The organism is Cupriavidus sp. GW823-FHT07B10 (genome assembly GCF_058794355.1).
Genome location: NZ_JBXAGS010000002.1, coordinates 393,362 through 410,794, shown reverse-complemented (window position 1 = coordinate 410,794; position 17,433 = coordinate 393,362). Strand labels below are relative to the sequence as shown.

General features: G+C 67.1%; 17 protein-coding genes. 12 read left to right on the top strand and 5 right to left on the bottom strand.

The genetic code is table 11. The features are described 5' to 3' along the window. Positions 1 to 139 precede the first annotated feature (139 nt). Genes AC1Q6V_RS06705 through cobA form a run of 7 tightly spaced genes read left to right on the top strand, consistent with a single transcriptional unit; the run spans position 140 to position 7,160 of the window. On the top strand, positions 140 to 913 hold the full coding sequence (locus AC1Q6V_RS06705; RefSeq protein ID WP_454749642.1) for a sulfite exporter TauE/SafE family protein: 774 nt from the start codon (positions 140 to 142) through the stop codon (positions 911 to 913). 28 nt (positions 914 to 941) lie between these two features. Then, on the top strand, positions 942 to 2,624 hold the full coding sequence (locus AC1Q6V_RS06700) for a nitrite/sulfite reductase (protein ID WP_010814946.1): 1,683 nt from the start codon (positions 942 to 944) through the stop codon (positions 2,622 to 2,624). A gap of 16 nt (positions 2,625 to 2,640) precedes the next feature. Continuing rightward, complete coding sequence (locus AC1Q6V_RS06695; protein ID WP_010814945.1) at positions 2,641 to 3,225, top strand: DUF934 domain-containing protein; 585 nt, start codon at positions 2,641 to 2,643, stop codon at positions 3,223 to 3,225. Further along, positions 3,222 to 4,025, top strand: a complete 804-nt coding sequence (locus tag AC1Q6V_RS06690) for a phosphoadenylyl-sulfate reductase (protein ID WP_439668211.1) — start codon at positions 3,222 to 3,224, stop codon at positions 4,023 to 4,025. Before AC1Q6V_RS06695 ends, AC1Q6V_RS06690 begins: the two co-directional genes overlap by 4 nt. Positions 4,026 to 4,036: 11 nt before the next feature. Then, on the top strand, positions 4,037 to 5,002 hold the full coding sequence (gene cysD, locus AC1Q6V_RS06685; protein ID WP_010814943.1) for a sulfate adenylyltransferase subunit CysD: 966 nt from the start codon (positions 4,037 to 4,039) through the stop codon (positions 5,000 to 5,002). A 25-nt stretch (positions 5,003 to 5,027) separates the two neighbouring features. Continuing rightward, positions 5,028 to 6,332, top strand: a complete 1,305-nt coding sequence (locus AC1Q6V_RS06680; protein WP_010814942.1) for a sulfate adenylyltransferase subunit 1 — start codon at positions 5,028 to 5,030, stop codon at positions 6,330 to 6,332. 27 nt (positions 6,333 to 6,359) lie between these two features. Beyond that, complete coding sequence (cobA, locus tag AC1Q6V_RS06675; RefSeq protein ID WP_010814941.1) at positions 6,360 to 7,160, top strand: uroporphyrinogen-III C-methyltransferase; 801 nt, start codon at positions 6,360 to 6,362, stop codon at positions 7,158 to 7,160. A gap of 80 nt (positions 7,161 to 7,240) precedes the next feature. Here cobA and AC1Q6V_RS06670 read toward each other — a convergent pair whose 3' ends face one another. The 3 genes from AC1Q6V_RS06670 to lptF are packed head-to-tail and all read right to left on the bottom strand — an operon-like array spanning position 7,241 to position 9,937. After that, entirely contained in the window at positions 7,241 to 7,633 is a 393-nt protein-coding gene (locus tag AC1Q6V_RS06670) for a sirohydrochlorin chelatase (protein WP_454749641.1), read from the bottom strand. A gap of 13 nt (positions 7,634 to 7,646) precedes the next feature. Beyond that, positions 7,647 to 8,813, bottom strand: a complete 1,167-nt coding sequence (gene lptG / locus AC1Q6V_RS06665) for an LPS export ABC transporter permease LptG (protein WP_454749640.1) — start codon at positions 8,811 to 8,813, stop codon at positions 7,647 to 7,649. Then, positions 8,810 to 9,937, bottom strand: a complete 1,128-nt coding sequence (lptF, locus tag AC1Q6V_RS06660; RefSeq protein WP_011615947.1) for an LPS export ABC transporter permease LptF — start codon at positions 9,935 to 9,937, stop codon at positions 8,810 to 8,812. Before lptF ends, lptG begins: the two co-directional genes overlap by 4 nt. 187 nt (positions 9,938 to 10,124) lie before the next feature. Here lptF and AC1Q6V_RS06655 point away from each other — a divergent pair, with 187 nt between their 5' ends. From AC1Q6V_RS06655 to AC1Q6V_RS06645, 3 genes are read left to right on the top strand one after another with little or no spacing between them, the layout of a single operon-like run. Further along, the gene (locus AC1Q6V_RS06655; RefSeq protein WP_454749639.1) at positions 10,125 to 11,663 is read left to right on the top strand and encodes a leucyl aminopeptidase; all 1,539 of its coding nucleotides are present in this window, start codon (positions 10,125 to 10,127) and stop codon (positions 11,661 to 11,663) included. Between the two features lie 34 nt (positions 11,664 to 11,697). After that, a complete protein-coding gene (locus tag AC1Q6V_RS06650) occupies positions 11,698 to 12,132 on the top strand; it encodes a DNA polymerase III subunit chi (RefSeq protein WP_010814936.1) in 435 nt (144 codons plus the stop codon). Then, positions 12,129 to 12,614, top strand: a complete 486-nt coding sequence (locus AC1Q6V_RS06645) for a hypothetical protein (protein ID WP_010814935.1) — start codon at positions 12,129 to 12,131, stop codon at positions 12,612 to 12,614. Before AC1Q6V_RS06650 ends, AC1Q6V_RS06645 begins: the two co-directional genes overlap by 4 nt. Before the next feature lie 102 nt (positions 12,615 to 12,716). Here the strand turns inward: AC1Q6V_RS06645 and ilvD are convergent, their stop codons facing one another. After that, on the bottom strand, positions 12,717 to 14,390 hold the full coding sequence (gene ilvD, locus AC1Q6V_RS06640; protein WP_010814934.1) for a dihydroxy-acid dehydratase: 1,674 nt from the start codon (positions 14,388 to 14,390) through the stop codon (positions 12,717 to 12,719). Positions 14,391 to 14,557: 167 nt separating this feature from the next. Here ilvD and AC1Q6V_RS06635 point away from each other — a divergent pair, with 167 nt between their 5' ends. Further along, positions 14,558 to 15,502: a LysR family transcriptional regulator gene (locus AC1Q6V_RS06635; RefSeq protein WP_010814933.1), complete on the top strand. Its 945-nt coding sequence runs from the start codon at positions 14,558 to 14,560 to the stop codon at positions 15,500 to 15,502. Positions 15,503 to 15,574: 72 nt separating this feature from the next. After that, entirely contained in the window at positions 15,575 to 16,393 is an 819-nt protein-coding gene (gene lgt, locus AC1Q6V_RS06630) for a prolipoprotein diacylglyceryl transferase (RefSeq protein WP_010814932.1), read from the top strand. 15 nt (positions 16,394 to 16,408) lie between these two features. Here the strand turns inward: lgt and AC1Q6V_RS06625 are convergent, their stop codons facing one another. After that, the gene (locus AC1Q6V_RS06625; RefSeq protein ID WP_010814931.1) at positions 16,409 to 17,428 is read right to left on the bottom strand and encodes a M48 family metallopeptidase; all 1,020 of its coding nucleotides are present in this window, start codon (positions 17,426 to 17,428) and stop codon (positions 16,409 to 16,411) included. Positions 17,429 to 17,433 lie beyond the last annotated feature (5 nt).

The following is a 17,433-nucleotide window of genomic DNA, read 5'->3' as shown; positions in this document are numbered from 1 at the left end:
TTCTTATTAGTTTGAGGTATGAGGCCAGTTTATTACGATTCTCGAACTTTGTTAATTAATGGCCAGCCCTCAGTGCGTCCTCTCGCAGCAGCCACTTTGTGATGCGAGACCCACGGGCCAGGTTCCCACCGAGTCCCCCATGTCTGTTGCCTATACGGTTTCCGGTCTGTTTGTAGGCGTCCTCGTCGGTCTGACCGGGGTGGGTGGGGGCTCGTTGATGACGCCGCTGCTGACGTTGCTGTTCGGCTTTTCGCCGGCTACCGCGGTTGGCACCGACCTGGCCTTCGCCGCCATCACCAAGGGCTTCGGCACCATCGCGCACCGTGCCCACGGCCATGTGCAGTGGCAGGTGGTGCGGCGCCTGTGCATCGGCAGCCTGCCGGCGGCTGTGGCCGCCATCCTGGTGCTGAAGAGCGCCGGCGAGCTCAACGCCCAGTGGCTGCACGCGATCCGCCTGACCATCGGCGTGTCGGTGCTGCTGACCGTATTGTCGCTGCTGTTCCGCAAGCAGATGCTGGCCTGGCTGGAACGCAATCCGCGCTTCCAGCTGCACGGCCGCACCCAGGTCATTGCCACCATCGTGGTCGGCGCCGTGATCGGCGTGCTGGTGACGGTGTCGTCGATCGGCGCCGGCGCGGTTGGCGCCACGCTGATCCTGCTGCTGTATCCCCATATGAAGCCGGCTGAAGTGGCCGGCACCGACATTGCCTACGCCGTCCCGCTGACGGCGCTTGCCGGGCTGGGCCATGTATGGCTCGGCACGGTCGACTGGAATTTGCTGCTGGCGCTGCTGGTGGGTTCGATCCCCGGCATCTGGCTGGGCGCGCAACTGTCGCGGGCGCTGCCCGAACGGCTGGTGCGTGCCGCACTGGCGACCACGCTGACGCTGGTCGCCATCAAGCTCGTTTCCTGAATTCAACGAATACTGAACGGACCCCGCCATGTATCAGTACGACCAATATGACCAGCGCATCGTCGCCGAGCGCGTCGCCCAGTTCCGTGACCAGGTGCGCCGCCGCCTGTCCGACGAGCTGACCGAGGAAGAATTCCTGCCGCTGCGCCTGCAGAACGGCCTGTACATGCAGCGCCATGCCTACATGCTGCGCGTGGCGATTCCGTACGGCCTGCTGTCGTCGAAGCAGATGCGCAAGCTGGGCCATATCGCGCGCGAGTACGACCGCGGCTATGGCCACTTCTCCACGCGCCAGAACATCCAGTACAACTGGATGGAGCTGGAGCGCGTGCCCGACGTGCTGGCCGAGCTGGCCAGCGTCGAGATGCACGCCATCCAGACCTCGGGCAACTGCGTGCGCAACATCACCACCGACCACTTCGCCGGCGTCGCGCCGGACGAGTCGGTGGACCCGCGCGTGCTGGCCGAGCTGCTGCGCCAGTGGAGCACCTTCCAGCCGGAGTTCGCCTTCCTGCCGCGCAAGTTCAAGATCGCCATCTCGGCCTCGGCCAATGACCGCGCCGTGGTGCAGATGCACGATATCGGCATCTACGCCTACAAGAACGCCGAAGGCGAAACGCGCCTGCGCATCCTGGCCGGCGGCGGCCTGGGCCGCACGCCGATCCTGGGCACGATCATCAAGGACGACCTGCCGTGGCAGCACATGCTGTCCTACGTCGAGTCGGCCATCCGCGTGTACAACCGCTATGGCCGCCGCGACAACAAGTACAAGGCGCGCATCAAGATCCTGGTGAAGGCCATCGGCGCAGAGAAGTTCGCGCAGGAAGTCGAGGAAGAGTGGCAGCACAGCAAGGACGGCCCGGCCACGCTGACGCAGGCCGAGTTCGACCGCGTGGCGCAGTATTTCACGCCGCCCGCCTATGAAAAGCTGGCCGACACCGATGCTTCGTACGAGAACCACCTGCTGGAAGACAAGGCCTTTGCGCGCTGGGTCAGTCGCAACGTGCACGGCCACAAGGTGCCGGGCTACGCCGCGGTGACGCTGTCGACCAAGCCGGGCGTGGCTTCGCCCCCGGGGGACGCCACCGACGCGCAGATCGAAGCTGTGGCCGACCTGGCTGACCAGTTCGGCTTCGGCGAGCTGCGCGTCGCGCACGAGCAGAACCTGATCCTGCCGGACGTGAAGAAGCAGGACCTGTACGCGCTGTGGCAACTGGCCAGGAAGGCCGGCCTGGCTACCCCGAACATCGGCCTGCTGACCGATATCATCGCCTGCCCGGGCGGCGATTTCTGCTCGCTGGCCAACGCCAAGTCGATCCCCATCGCGCAGGCGATCCAGGACCGCTTCGACGACCTCGACTACGTCTATGACCTGGGCGAGATCTCGCTGAACATCTCGGGCTGCATCAACGCCTGCGGCCACCACCACGTCGGCAATATCGGCGTGCTGGGCGTCGACAAGGACGGTTCGGAGTGGTACCAGGTCACGCTGGGCGGCGCCCAGGGCAACCAGACCGCGCTGGGCAAGGTGATCGGCCCGTCGTTCAGCGCCGAGGAAATGCCCGAGGTGGTGACCCGCATCATCGACACCTTCGTTGCCAACCGCATCGAGGACGAACGCTTTATCGAAACCCTGTCCCGCATCGGCATCGCCCCGTTCAAGGAGCGCGTTTATGCCGACAAGCAGCCGCGCGAGCGCGCTGAAGCCTGAGGACCGGAGACTGAACATGGCAAAGATCATTCAACTGCAACAGGATGGCGCTACCGTCGCCCCCGTCATCGTCGATGACGGCTGGACCGTGCTGCGCGGCACCGCCGAGCAGCCGCTGACCGACGAGCAGATCGCAGCGGCCGTGCAAAGCCAGGACGCGGTGCTGTTCCCGCTGTCGGTGTTCAAGGCCAACGAAGCGCTGCTGGCCGGCCGCGACGCGGCCCGCACCGGCGTGTGGCTGGCCCCGGAAGACGAGCCGGGCGATGCCGAGGCGTATTTCGCGCGCGTGGCGCTGGTGGCGGTGGACTTCCCGGTGTTCCGCGACGGCCGCGGCTTTTCCACGGCCTACCTGCTGCGCACCCGCTACCACTGGAAGGGCCAGCTGCGCGCCATCGGCGACGTGCTGCGCGACCAGCTCAACTTCATGAAGCGCTGCGGCTTCGATGCCTTCGCGGTGCGCGCCGACAAGAACATCGAGGACGCCATCAAGGGCTTCACCGAGTTCACCGTGACCTACCAGGCTTCGGTGGATGAGCCGCTGCCGCTGTTCCGCCGTGCGCGCACCGAAGGTGGTGCCGTGCAGTCGAAGGAAACGGCATGAGCACGGTGCTGAGCGAAATCGCGGTGGTCGATGCCGGAGCGGTGTCGGCGCTGCGTCCGCCCGCGCTGTGGGTTGCGCCGGAATACACCGGCAGCATCGAAGCGCTGGCGCAGAAGGAACGCGAGCTGGGTGAGCGCCTGGCGGGCATCGCCGCACGCTTCTTCCGCGCGCGCTTTGCCTCGAGCCTGGCGGCCGAGGACATGGTGCTGACCGACGCCATCCTGCGCGGCACCGAAGCCGTGCGCGCCGGCATCCGCGTGTTCACGCTGCAGACCGGGCGCCTGCACGCCGAGACGCTGGCGGTGCTGGACAAGGTGCAGGCGCACTACGGCTACAGCATCGAGCAGTTCACGCCGGACGCCGAGGCCGTCGAGAACTACCTGAAGAAGCACGGGCTCAACGCCTTCTACGACAGCGTCGAGCTGCGCAAGGAATGCTGCGGCATCCGCAAGGTCGAGCCGCTCAACCGCGCGCTCTCGCACGCCGACGCCTGGCTGACCGGCCAGCGCCGCGAGCAGGCGGTCACGCGCGCCGAGCTGCCGTTCGAGGAACAGGACGAAGCCCGCGGCATCCCCAAGTTCAATCCGCTGGCGGACTGGAGCGAGCCCGAAGTGTGGGCCTACCTGAAGCGCCACAACGTGCCCGTCAACGACCTGCATGCCAAGGGCTACCCCAGCATCGGCTGCGAGCCGTGTACGCGTGCCGTGCGCGCGGGCGAGGATGTGCGCGCGGGACGTTGGTGGTGGGAGAGCAAGGACTCGAAAGAGTGCGGGCTCCACGAACAGAACATCAAGCATTGAGGCCGGACAAAATGGGCATCATGAACGACATCGCAGAAGCCACCAGCAGCGTGGCGCACCTGTTGCAAGTACAGAACGATCACCTCGACCGCCTCGAAGCGGAGTCGATCTACATCATCCGCGAGGTGGTGGCCGAGTGCCGCAACCCGGCGCTGCTGTTCTCGGGCGGCAAGGACTCGATCGTGATGCTGCACCTGGCGCTGAAGGCCTTCCGCCTGGGCGAGCGCAAGATCGAGCTGCCGTTCCCGCTGGTGCATATCGACACCGGCCACAACTATCCGGAAGTGATCGCCTTCCGCGACCAGCGCGTGGCTGAGCTGGGCGCGCGCCTGGTGGTGGGCCATGTCGAGGACTCGATCAAGCGGGGCACCGTGCGCCTGCGCAAGGAAACCGATTCGCGCAACGCGGCCCAGGCCGTGACGCTGCTGGAAACCATCGGCGAGCATCAGTTCGACGCGCTGATGGGCGGCGCCCGCCGCGACGAAGAGAAGGCCCGCGCCAAGGAGCGCATCTTCTCGTTCCGCGACGAGTTCGGCCAGTGGGACCCCAAGGCCCAGCGCCCCGAGCTGTGGAGCCTGTACAACGCCCGCATGGCGCAGGGCGAGCAGATGCGCGTGTTCCCGATCTCGAACTGGACCGAGCTGGACGTGTGGCAGTACATCGCCCGCGAGAAGCTGGCGCTGCCGCCGATCTACTATTCGCACCAGCGCGAAGTGGTGCGCAAGAACGGCCTGCTGGTGCCGGTCACGCCGATCACGCCCAAGCAGGACGGCGACGTCAGCGAAGTGTTGTCGGTGCGCTTCCGTACCGTCGGCGACATCAGCTGCACCTGCCCGGTGGCCAGCGTTGCCGATTCGCCGGAAGCGATCATCGCCGAGACCGCGGTGACCGAGATCACCGAGCGCGGCGCCACCCGCATGGACGACCAGACGAGCGAAGCCTCGATGGAACGCCGCAAGAAGGAAGGCTACTTCTAAGCCGCACGCAGCAAAGGATCCAGACATGACTCACCAAGCAACCCATCAAGGCCTGCTGCGCTTCATCACCGCCGGCTCCGTCGACGACGGCAAGAGCACGCTGATCGGCCGCCTGCTGTACGACAGCAAGGCCGTGCTGTCCGACCAGCTGACCGCGCTGGCCAACGCCAAGAACAAGCGCACCGCCGGCGAGCAGATCGACTTCTCGCTGCTGACCGACGGCCTCGAGGCCGAGCGCGAGCAGGGCATCACCATCGACGTGGCCTACCGCTACTTCTCGACCGCGCGCCGCAAGTTCATCATCGCGGATACCCCGGGCCACGAGCAGTACACCCGCAACATGGTCACCGGCGCCTCGACCGCGGACGCGGCCATCGTGCTGGTCGATGCCACCCGCGTCACCGTCACCGACGGCCGTGCCGAGCTGCTGGCGCAGACCAAGCGCCACTCGGCGATCCTGAAGCTGCTGGAGATCCGGCACGTGATCGTTGCCGTCAACAAGATGGACCTGGTCGACTACAGCGAACAGCGCTTCAACGAGATCCGCACCGCCTACACCGAACTGGCCGAGCAGCTGGGCCTCAAGGACGTGCGCTACGTGCCGGTGTCGGCGCTGCGCGGCGACAACATCGTGCATGAGAGCGATGCCATGGCCTGGTACCAGGGCGAGCCGCTGCTGCCGCTGCTGGAAGAACTGCCGGTGGAAGAGGCCGCACCCGAGGATGACGCCGCGCTGCGCTTCCCGGTGCAGCTGGTGATCCGCCAGGACGGTTCGCAGTCGGACGACTTCCGCGGCTATGCCGGCCGCATCGAAGCCGGCACCGTGCGCGTGGGCCAGAAGCTGCGCGTGCTGCCGGCCAACCGCGAAGCCGTGGTGGCTGAAGTGCTGACGCCCAATGGTGCCGCTGAATCGGCCAACGTCGGCGATACCGTCACGGTGCGCCTGGCCGAGGACGTCGATGTATCACGCGGTGATATGTTCGTTGCCGCCGATGCGACCACGGCTTCGGCAAAGAAGCTGCAGGCCGACCTGTGCTGGTTCGACGACGAATCGCTGAACCCGGCGCGCAAGTACGTGCTCAAGCACACCACGGCCAGCGTGTTCGCGCGCGTGTCGGCGGTAGACCGCGTGCTGGACGTGCATACGCTGTCGCACGAGACCGGTCGCCACGATATCCGCCTGAACGACATCGGTTCGGTGCAGATCTCGCTGCAGAAGCCGATCGTGTGCGATGCCTACGGCGACAACCCGGCAACGGGTGCCTTCGTGCTGATCGACGAAGCGACCAACCACACGGTGGCCGCAGGCATGATCCGTGCGTTCTCCTGATCGGTAACGGCAGGAAAGGGGCAGCAGATGGACAAGCAGGCGCAGAAGACTTACGGCAAGGTGTTCCTCATCGGGGCAGGCCCCGGTGCGGCAGACCTCATTACGGTGCGCGGTGCACGGCTTTTGGGCGAAGCCCAGGTGGTGCTGCATGATGCACTGGTAGCGCCGGAGATGCTGGCCTGGTGTCCGCAGGCCGAGCTGGTCGAGGTGGGCAAGCGCTGCGGGCAGCGCTCCACCGCGCAGCTGTTCATCAACCGCCAGATCGTCGACCTGGCCGGCAAGTACGAGCGCGTGGTGCGCCTGAAGGGCGGCGACCCGATGCTGTTCGGCCGTGCCGACGAGGAGCTGCAGGCGCTGGAAGCCGCTGGCATCGAGTATGAAGTGGTGCCGGGCATCACTGCGGCGCTGGCGGCTGCTTCGGCGATCGGCAAGCCGCTGACCAAGCGCGGTGTGTCGCGCAGCGTGGCGTTTGCCACGCAGGCGAAGGCTGCGGATGGCGAGGGCTCGGCCGATATCGAAGCGGCGGTCAAGGCCGATACGCTGGTCTACTACATGGGCCGCGACCAGGCGGCGTCGATTGCCGCGCAGCTGATCGCGCATGGCAAGCCGGCGTCGACGCCGGCGTGGGTGGTGGAAGCCGCCAGCACGCCGCGGCAGCGTAGCCGTGAATTCACGCTGGGCCGAATGGCAGCAGGCGAGGCCGCTGCCTGGATCGATCCGGTGCAGCCGAGCCTGCTGATGATCGGGGCGGCGCTGGCTGCGCGGGCTACCGAAACGCCGCGCGAAGGCGTGGGTGAAACCGTCGTGCAGACGCCGCGCGCTGCCTGAGCGCGCTGCGCGCCACTAGAAAAAGCCCTGTACCGGCATGCCGGCACAGGGCTTTTTTTCATCGGGGACCACATTTCTGCTCAGGGCTGGCCGCTTGCGGGCATTGAGGCAACGCAGTATGCGGCCATTGCATCCAGCACCGCATCGGCCTCGCCTGCCGCCGTCGCGCAATGGATGCGCAGCCCGGGATGCGCTTGCCGGCATTGGTCGAGCAAGGCTGGCAGGTCGCGCCGCAGGTGGCCGCCCTGGCCCAGGAACACCGGCACCACGGTGGCGTCGGACACGCCGCGCGCTGCCAGGTCGGCGAGCGCGTCGGGCAGAGCGGGCGCCATCAGCTCCAGGAACGCCAGCCGCACCTCGCACCCGGGCAGGGCAGCGGCCACCTTCTGCTGCAGGCGGTCGAACGGCTCGCGCCAGCGCGCGTCGCGCGCGCCATGCGCAAACAGGACCAGGGCCCGGGTGGGTGCGGTCATGGCAGCCCGCCCCTCAGTGCCGGTCCACCCAGCGCAGCGCCAGCAGCGCCACCATCAGGTAGAGCGTACCTGGCACCAGTGCCGAGATGATCGGCGGCCAGGTATGCAGCAGGCCGACGTGCGAGAACAGCGTGTTCGACAAGTGGAACGACAACCCCAGCATGATGCCCCCGAACACTTTCACGCCGACGGCGCCGGCACGGGCGTGCAGGTAGGCGAAGGGCAGGGCCAGCGCCATCATCACGAACAGCGTCAGCGGGTAGATCACCTTCTTCCAGAAGGCGATCTCATAGCGCTGCGTGTCCTGCTTGTTGTCGCGCAGGTGGCGGATATAGCGGAACAGGTCCAGCGTCGACATCCGCTCAGGCGTCACCAGCAGCACTGACAGGATTTGCGGCGTCAGCTCGGAATGCATGGTCACGCGCGGGAACTTGACTTGCTCGGCGCGGAAATCCGGGGCCAGCGAATCGCGTGCCGGCTTCGCGCCCTGGGCCGGGGACGCCAGTTCGATGAAGCGGGTCTCGTTGACGCCCTGCAGCTCCCACAACTGGCCACCCTGGTAGCGCCCCTCCTGCGCCACGCGGATCATGCGCAGGCGGTATTGCGGGTCGAACTCATACATGGTGATGCCGGTGATGGTCTGGTCCGGCCGCAACCCCGCCACGTTGACGAAGCGGGTGATCTCGCCGCCGCCGGTGGCGGCATCCTTGTCGCGGTCCTTGACCCAGACGCCGGAACGGAAGCCCGACGACACGGTTGCGCCGATCGCCTCGAGCTTGATCTTCTGCGCGTACTGCTCGGCGCGGGGGGCGATGAACTCGCCGAAGATAAAGGTCACGATGGCCAGCGGCACCGCCAGCTTGAACAGCGAGAACAGCGCCTGGCGCGTGTTCAGGCCGGCCACGCGGAAGATGGTGTACTCGGACTGGCTGGCCAGCTGCGAGAACACATAGATCGCGCTGATCAGCACCGCGATCGGCAGCACCTCATACACCCGCGTGGGTGCCTGCAGCAGGACGTGGAACAGCGCGACCAGCGAGGTGTACTGGTTGTTGACGTTCTCCAGCTCGTTGAGCATGTCAAAGAACACGAACAGCGACAGCACCGCGAACAGGATGAAGGCGAACACGCCATAGATCAGCCGGCCGAAGTAGCGTTCATAGACGCGCAGGATCCTCATGCCCGGCCTCCGGTGGCCGCGGCATCACGCCTGCGCAGGCCGAACACGGCGCGCCACCCGCCCAGGCTGCGGTTCTGGCGGTAGCGGAACAGCAGCAGCGCCCCCAGGAACACCGCCAGGTGGATCGGCCACCACGCCAGCCAGAACGGGATCGCGCCCGAGCGCACCCAGGACTGCGTCAGGTTGATCAGGTTGCTGTAGGTCAGGTAGATCAGCACCGCGAACACCAGCGGCGTGTAGCGGCCCAGGCGCGGGTTAACGTAGGCCAGCGGGATTGCGATCATGACGAAGTTGAAGGCCAGGATCGGCAGCGAGATGCGCCAGATCAGCTCGCCCAGGTTTTCGCGCGTGGGGTTGCGGATCAGCTCGATGGTGTCGCGGCTCTTGGGTGGCAGCTTGGCTTCGGACTCGGGAGCCTTGTTGTCCACCTTGACCGCGTAGCGTTCGAACTCGACGATGCGGTAGTCGATCTGGCCGGGCATGCCCGAGTAGCGGCGGCCGTTTTCCATCACCACCAGGCGGTCGCCGTTGGGCATGGTCTCGAACTTGCCCTGGTGCGCCAGCGCCACGCCGATCTTGTCGGCCTCGGAGTTGGCGACGAAGACATTGCGCGCATGCTTCATGTCGGCGTCGATGCCCTCGATGAACAGCACATAGTTGGCCTTGGCGGGCTCGATAAAGCGCCCGGCGGCGATCATCGACATCACGCCGCGCTGCTCGAAGCGGTCGCGGAACAGCGCGCTCTGCTGGTTGGCCCAGGGCCAGGCGAACATGCCCAGCAGCAGCGCCAGCACGATGAAGGGTGCCGCAAACTGCAGCACCGGCTTGACCAGTTCGCGCAGCGAGATGCCCGCCGAGAACCACACCACCATCTCCGAATCCTTGTACCAGCGCGTCAGCACGATCAGGGTGGAGATGAAGAGCGTGGCCGACAGCAGGATCGACAGGTAGCCGATGGTGGCCAGGCCGATCAGCATCAGCACGTCGTTGGGACTGGCCTTGCCGCTGGCAGCCATTCCCAGGATGCGGATCACGAGCGAGGTGAGCATGAAGGTCAGCATCACCAGGAACACCGCCCCGGCGGTGTAGGCAAGCTCGCGTCGCAGGGCTTGTTGAAGGATCATGCGGGTTCGGTTCCGGGCTGCCGGCCGGAGCGGGCGATGTGCCGTGCGAGGTGCCTGGCAGAACAGCTGGCTGGCAGCACAGCATGCTGTCAGCGTGACCGGGGCGTATCAGCGGCGGCAGGTCGCGGGATAAAAATCGCGGATAATGGAGGCTTTCGTGTCTAACGAGCCCCTGGAAGGAAGCGCGATGGAATTTAGCACAAAAGCCTTGGATTGGAGCAAAGCCGGCCAAAATGGTTTCCTGGCGACCAAGACCGACTGCCTGGTGGTCGGCCTGTTCGAAGGCCAGAACCTGGCCGGAGTAGCCAAGGCACTGGACGTGGCCACCAAGGGCCTGGTGGGGCGGCTGGTCAAGCAGGGCGACTTCGAAGGCAAGCGCGGCACCCAACTGATGCTGCATGAGGTGGCCGGCGTGGGCGCCGCGCGCGTGCTGCTGGTGGGCCTGGGCAAGGAAGCCGATTTCAGCGACAAGGCCTTTGCCGACGCGGTCCGCACCGCCGTGCGTGCCTTGTCGTCCACGCGTGCGGCCTCGGCCCTGTGGTGCCTGGCGCAACAGGCGCCGCAGCAGCGCGATGTCGCCTGGGCGGTGATCACCACCATCACGCTGGTGCGCGAAGCCGGCTATCGGCTGCTGGAGCGCCATCCGGGTCTGAAGCGCGCCAATGCCAACGGCAAGCCCAACGGCAACGACAAGTCCTCGCTGCGCAAGGTCGTGATCGCGGTCGACACCGGCGATGCCCGCGCCGCCACCCAGGCCGTGGTGCGCGGCACCGCCATCGCCAACGGCATGGAGCTGACGCGCGACCTGGGCAACCTGCCGTCCAATATCTGCACGCCGACCTACCTGGCCAATACCGCCCGCGGCATTGCCAAGCGCCACAAGCTCAAGGCCGAGGTGCTGGGCCGCAAGCAGATCGAGGCCCTGAACATGGGGGCCTTCCTGGCCGTGACCAAGGGCAGCGAAGAGCCGCCGCAGTTCATCGTGCTGCGCTACGACGGCGCCGGCGCCAAGCAGGCCCCGGTGGTGCTGGTGGGCAAGGGCATCACCTTCGATACCGGCGGCATCTCGCTCAAGCCGGGCGAGGGCATGGACGAGATGAAGTACGACATGTGCGGCGCCGCCTCGGTGCTGGGCACGATCCAGGCCGTGGCCGAGATGGGCCTGAAGCTCAACGTCATCGCCGTGGTGCCGACCTGCGAGAACATGCCCAGCGGCATCGCCACCAAGCCGGGCGACGTGGTCACCAGCATGTCCGGCCAGACCATCGAGATCCTGAACACCGACGCCGAAGGCCGCCTGATCCTGTGCGACGCGCTGACCTATGTGGAGCGCTTCAAGCCGGCCGCGGTGATCGACGTGGCCACGCTGACGGGCGCCTGCATCATCGCGCTCGGCCACATCAACAGCGGCCTGTACGCGCGCTCCGACGCGCTTGCCGATGCCCTGCTGCAGGCCGGCCGCCGCGCCATGGACACCGCCTGGCGCATGCCGCTGGACGACGAGTACCAGGACCAGCTCAAGTCCAACTTTGCCGACATGGGCAATATCGGCGGCCGCCCGGCCGGCAGCGTGACGGCGGCGTGCTTCCTCTCGCGCTTTACCGAGAAATACGACTGGGCCCACCTGGACATCGCCGGCACCGCCTGGAAGAGCGGCGCGGCCAAGGGGGCCACCGGCCGCCCGGTGCCGCTGCTGGCGCAGTTCCTGATGGACCGCGCGGCCTGATGGCGGCGGCAGGCAACAGAGGCAGCAAGGGTCCATGACGCGCATCGATTTCCACAGCAACGTGCCGGACGTGCTCGGCTATGTCTGCCGGCTGGTCCGCAAGGCCTACGGCGCCGGGCAGAAGGTGGTGATCCACGGGGCGCCGGCGCAGCTGGCGGACCTGGATGCGCGCCTGTGGACCTTCTCCGCGCTGGATTTCCTGCCCCATTGCGGGCTGGAAAGCCCCAATGCGGCGGTCACGCCGATCCTGCTGGCCGCCACCACCGAAGGCGTGCCGCACCACCAGCTGCTGATCAACCTGGCAGACCAGGCCCCGGCGCAGTTTGCCAGCTTCGAACGGCTGATCGAGGTAGTGGGCGCGGGCGATGCCGCGCGCGAAGCCGGCCGCCAGCGCTACCGTTTCTACCGCGAACGCGGCTATCCGCTGACGCACCACGACATCGGCCAGCCCAAGGGAGACGCCGCATGAGCGAACGCACCACCTCGCGGGTGATCCCGCGGCTCGATCCGAATGACAGCATCCCGCTGCTGACCGAGGTCTTCGAACTGCCGGACGCAGGGACAGCAGCGCCGGCTGCCGCTGCGCAGGAGGGCGTGATCGATACCTTCGGCATGGCCGATTCGGGCCTGGTCATGCATGTCGGCGATACCGGCGACGCCGTGGCGGACGAAGGCGCCGCGCCGGCATCGGCGATGCCGGCAGATAGCGGCGCCCCGGGCGAGGACGACCTGCGCGCCGTGCGCACCGAGTTGCTGACGCGCGTGATGATGCGCTTCCGCACCGAATGGCCGCAGGTCGTGGCGGCCCATACCGAAGCCACGCTGCAGTCGCGCCTGGCGCCGCTGACGGCGCAACTGGCCAGCGAGCTGACCCAGTCGCTGGAGGCGCGGCTGGTGGAATGGCTGGATGCGACGCTGGAGGAGATCGAGAAGACGCCGGGGGAGGATTAACGGCGGCTGAAGGGCTGGAGCGGACCGGCGGGTCTCGACAGACGTCGGCAAACAAAAAAGCCTGCGATCGCTCGCAGGCTTTTTTGTTGAGCAGGACGAAGATCAGTCCGTCACTGCCCCCTTGCTCGCCGTCGACGCCAGCTTCGAGAACTTCGCCAGCACTCCACGGGTATAACGCGGCGCCGGCTGCTTCCAGTTGGCCCGGCGCCTGGCCAGTTCTTCATCCGCCACGTTCAGCTGCAGCAACAGCTTGTGCGCATCGATGGTGATCGAATCGCCTTCCTGCACCAGCGCAATCGTGCCGCCCACATACGCTTCCGGCGCCACGTGGCCAACCACCATGCCCCAGGTACCACCAGAGAAGCGGCCGTCGGTAATAAAGCCGACCGATTCGCCCAGCCCCTTGCCGATGATGGCCGAGGTCGGGGCCAGCATTTCCGGCATGCCGGGGCCGCCCTTGGGGCCAAGGTAGCGCAGCACCAGGATGTCGCCGGCGTTGATCTTGTCGGCCAGGATCGCTTCCATCGCGCTCTGCTCGTCTTCGAACACGCGCGCCGGGCCAGTGATGACCGGGTTCTTCAGGCCGGTGATCTTGGCGACCGCGCCTTCTTCGGCCAGGTTGCCCTTCAGGATGGCCAGGTGGCCTTCGGCGTAGAGCGCCTTCTCGATCGGCAGGATCACGTCCTGGTCGGCACGCGGGGTGTCGGGAACGTTTTCCAGTTCTTCAGCCAGCGTGCGGCCGGTGATGGTCAGGCAGTCGCCATGCAGCATGCCGGCCTTGAGCAGGATCTTCATGACCTGCGGGATGCCGCCGGCCTTGTGCAGGTCGGTCGCCACGTACTGGCCCGACGGCTTCAGGTTGCAGATCACCGGCACCTTGCGGCGGATGCGCTCGAAGTCGTCGATGGTCCATTCCACCTCGGCGGCGTGGGCGATGGCCAGGTAGTGCAGCACGGCGTTGGTCGAGCCGCCCGTGGCCATGATCAGCGCCACGGCGTTCTCGATCGACTTGCGCGTGATAATGTCGCGCGGCTTGATGTCCTGCTTGATCGCCTCGACCAGCACGCGCGCCGATTCGGCGGCGCTGTCGACCTTTTCCTGGTCGGGGTTGGCCATGGTCGACGAGTACAGCAGCGACATGCCCAGCGCCTCGAACGACGAGCTCATGGTGTTGGCGGTGTACATGCCGCCGCACGAGCCGGTCGACGGGCAGGCGTTCTTTTCCACGCCCTCGAAGTCTTCCTGGCTCATGCGCCCGGCGGTGAATTCGCCCACGGCCTCGAACGACGACACGATGGTCAGGTCCTTGCCCTTCCAGTTGCCCGGCTTGATGGTGCCGCCGTAGACGTAGATGCCCGGCACGTTGGTGCGCGCCAGCGCGATCATGCCGCCCGGCATGTTCTTGTCGCAGCCGCCGATCACGACCACGCCGTCCATCCACTGGCCCTGCGCGGCAGTCTCGATGCAGTCGGCGATGACTTCACGCGAGATCAGCGAGTACTTCATGCCCTCGGTGCCCATCGACATGCCGTCCGAGATGGTCGGGGTGCCGAACACCTGCGGGTTGGCGTCCGAGGCCTTGATCGCGTCGATGGCCGCATCGGCCAGGCGCTGCAGGCCAGCGTTGCAAGGGGTGATGGTCGAGTGGCCGTTGGCGATGCCCACCATCGGCTTGTCGAAGTCTTCCTTCTTGTAGCCGAGGGCGTAGTACATCGAACGGTTGGGCGAACGCGCCACGCCTTGCGTGATGTTCTGCGAGCGTTTGTTGAATGCCATGGTGGGGAATCTCCGGGATCTTCAGTGCCGCTCCGCGCTGCGCCCGAAGACCAGGAGGCACGAACGCACGGCGGCGATGTTGTGGGCCAAAGAATGACCCTTGCGTTTTGGAGTGTCAAATATATTATTTGACCTTTATTGAGTCGAAAAACATATCAGGAGGGGGTTTGGACCTGCGGCAGTTGCGTTACTTTGTCACTGTGGCGGAAGAGTTGCATTTCGGCCGCGCGGCAGGGCGCCTGTCGATGACGCAGCCGCCCTTGTCGCAGCAGATCCAGGCGCTGGAAGAGGAAATCGGCGTGCAGCTGTTCGTGCGCACGCGGCGCTCGGTGGCGCTGACGCCGGCCGGCCAGCAGTGGCTGCCAGAGGTGCGGCGCGTGCTGGCCGATGCCGCGGCGCTGCCCGGGCTGGCGCAGCGGCTGGCGCGCGGCGAGGTGGGGTCGCTGTCGCTGGCCTTTGTCAGCACCGCCGACTACGGCATCCTGCCCGACCTGCTGCGGCGCTTCCGCGCGCGCCACCCGGAGGTGCAGCTGCAACTGCGCGAGGCCACCAGCGACGTGCAGCTCGAGGCGTTGATGGAGGGGGCGATCGACGCCGGCCTGGTGATCCGGCCGCAGCTGCCGGCCATGCCGCACGGGCTGGCCTACCTGCCGCTGGTGAGCGAGCCGCTGGTGCTGGCCGTGCCCGACGGCTGGCGGCCGGCGGGCGCGGTGCTGGCGGGCGACGCCGCGGTGTCGCTGCGCGAGGCCGCCCATGAACCGCTGATCATCTTCCCGCGCCGAAGCGCGCCGGCGTTTTATGACATCATTACGGGCTACTATGCGCGCGAGGGCCTGGTGCCCGTGATCGCGCAGGAAGCCATCCAGATGCAGACCATCGTCAGCCTGGTATCGGCGGGCATGGGCGTGGCGCTGGTGCCGGCCTCGCTGTGCAACCTTCGCCGCACCGGGGTGTCCTACCTGGCGCTGCGCGAGACCGGCCCGCAGATCGAGACCGGGCTGGTCTGGCGCGACGGCGCGTCCGCCGGCGTGGCGCCGGTGCTGCGCTCGTTCATCGATATTGCGACCGCGCTCGCGCAAGAAGCAGGCGCAGCCGGGCCCGCCCCTCGCTGACACGTCACCAATGTCACCGAGGCCACTGACAATACGCAGGCCGCGGCCTTTACAACCTCCATTCACGCCAACATGCTGATTCATCCCCAGTTCGACCCGGTTGCCATCCACCTGGGCCCGCTTGCCATCCGCTGGTACGGGCTGATGTACCTGGCCGGGTTCATCATGTTCCTGGGCTTCGGGCGCCTGCGCATCCGCCAGCCGCATATCGCGGCCAAGGGCTGGACCACGCGCGACCTGGACGACATGCTGTTCTTCGGCGTGCTGGGCGTGATCCTGGGAGGGCGGCTGGGCTATGTGCTGTTCTACAAGCCGTCGTACTACCTGGCCCATCCGCTCGAGATTCTCAAGGTGTGGGAAGGCGGCATGGCCTTCCATGGCGGCTTCCTGGGCGTGGTCGTGGCGATGTGGCTGTTCGGCAAACTGCGCCGGCGCCACTGGATGGAGGTGACCGACTTCATCGCGCCGATGATCCCCTGCGGGCTGGCCGCCGGCCGCATCGGCAACTTCATCAACGGCGAGCTGTGGGGCCGCGCCACCGACCTGCCGTGGGGCATGATCTTCCCGCAGGCGGGCGACAACATCCCGCGCCATCCGTCGCAGCTGTACCAGTTTGCCGGCGAGGGCGTGGCGCTGTTCATCGTCCTGTGGCTGTTCGCGCGCAAGCCGCGGCCGATGGGCGCGGTGTCGGGGGTATTCCTGATCGGCTATGGCGCCTTCCGCTTTGCCGCGGAATTCGCGCGCGAGCCCGACAACTTCCTGGGCCTGCTGGCGCTAAAGCTGTCGATGGGCCAGTGGCTGAGCCTGCCGATGATCCTGGCCGGCATCGCCATGGTGGTCTGGGCCTACCGGCGCCAGCCCGGCGCCGGCGCATCACAGCCGGTGGCCTGAGAACCCGTCGGCGCGCTATTTGCCGGCGCGGCGCAAGGCGTCGATGCGCGCCTGCGTTTGCGGGTGGGTCGACATGAAGTCCTGGCCGCGTTCCGGCTCGGCGTCCGACGCCGCCCCGCGCCGATTGTCCAGCCTGACCAGCACCTCGGCCAGCGCCGCGGGCGGCAGGCCGTTGCGCTGCATGACCTCGATCGCAAAGGCGTCGGCCTCGCGCTCGTGGTCGCGTGAATAGCGCAGCGTCAGGATCGCGGCCGGCACCCCGGCCAGCACCGTCGAGATATCCCCGAACAGGTAGGCCGACAGCGCCGCCAGCGCCGACCCCTGAATCACCTGCTGCAAGCCGTGCCGGTTGGCGACATGGCCGGCTTCATGGGCCAGCACGCCCATCATGCCGGCACCGGTGCCGGCCAGGCTCACCAGTTCGTCGGTGACCACGATGGTGCCGCCCGGCAGCGCCAGCGCATTGGCGCCGATCTCGCCGCCCTGGCGGAACAGGATCTGGTAGTCGTGGCCGGCATCGCGCGGGCGCTTCAGCGCCGCGAAGGCCGAGCGGATGCGTTGCTGCTCGGCGGGCGGCAGCTGCGTCGGCTTGACCATGCCGTTGTCCAGGCTCGCCAGCGTCAGCTTGCCGAGATGGGCCTCCACCTCGGGCGGCACCGTGCGCGCCATGATGCCGGCGCCCCATGGCAGCAGCACGTAATAGCCCAGCACCAGCACCGCCACCAGCCCCGCCACGGCCAGGCCGGCCAGGCGCCAGCTGTTCTGCGCGCGCGCCACCAGGCTGTCGCGATGGCCGGTGGCGGCCAGCAGGTGGTCGAAGGCGGCGTGGTCGGTGATCTCGCAGAAGGCGCCGTCGGCAAAGGTGACCAGCCGCGGCGCGCGGCGCACGCGCTCGGACACGCGCACGTCCGACAGCGGCGCGCGCCGCAGCTCGGCGCCGGAGTCGTCGCGCAGCACGGCCTGCTGCGCCTCAACGGCCAGCGTGGCCGGATGCGCGCGCGACGAGCGGCCATCGAAGAAGGTGACTGGGATCATGGTGC